This is a genomic window from Stenotrophomonas sp. HMWF003 (assembly GCF_003061285.1).
GTDB lineage: Bacteria > Pseudomonadota > Gammaproteobacteria > Xanthomonadales > Xanthomonadaceae > Stenotrophomonas > Stenotrophomonas maltophilia_AP.
In genome coordinates this window covers 1-513 of sequence record NZ_QAIW01000365.1, presented here as the reverse complement: position 1 = coordinate 513, position 513 = coordinate 1, and the positions used below count along the sequence as shown (strand labels likewise).

1 pseudogene is annotated in these 513 nt (G+C 72.9%); it reads right to left on the bottom strand.

The features are described from left to right. Window positions 1-303 precede the first annotated feature (303 nt). Window positions 304-513, bottom strand: a pseudogene (locus DBR34_RS14895) (pseudouridine synthase); the annotation flags it as partial.

Sequence of the window (513 nt, the reverse complement as noted above, 5' to 3'; positions counted from 1 at the left end):
GTGCCGGCCGCTGGCCGGCTCCCCATGAAATCCGAACGTCCCCGGTAGTGCCGGCCGCTGGCCGGCTCCCATGAAATCCGAACGTCCCCGGTAGTGCCGGCCGCTGGCCGGCTCCCATGAAATCCGAACGTCCCTGGTAGTGCCGGCCGCTGGCCGGCTCCCCATGAAATCCGAACGTCCCTGGTAGTGCCGGCCGCTGGCCGGCTCCCATGAAATCCCAGCATTACGGGGAGCCGGCCAGCGGCCGGCACTACCGGGGTTTATCGCGGGGAGCCGCCCGCGGCCGGCAGTGCCCGGGTCCTGTCAGCCGTCGGCATCCACCGCACCCCACCCGGCGTCCAGCTGCCGGGCGCTGCTGAAATGACGCGGCTCGCCGGTCAGCGGGTCGATGAAGGCCAGCGCCTGGGCCAGCAGCTGCAGCGGTGGCTCGGCTGTGCCCTCGCCCGCCGGGCGCAGCGTCGGGTACAGGTCGTCGCCGACGATCGGGGCGCCCAGCGCGGCCATGTGCACGCG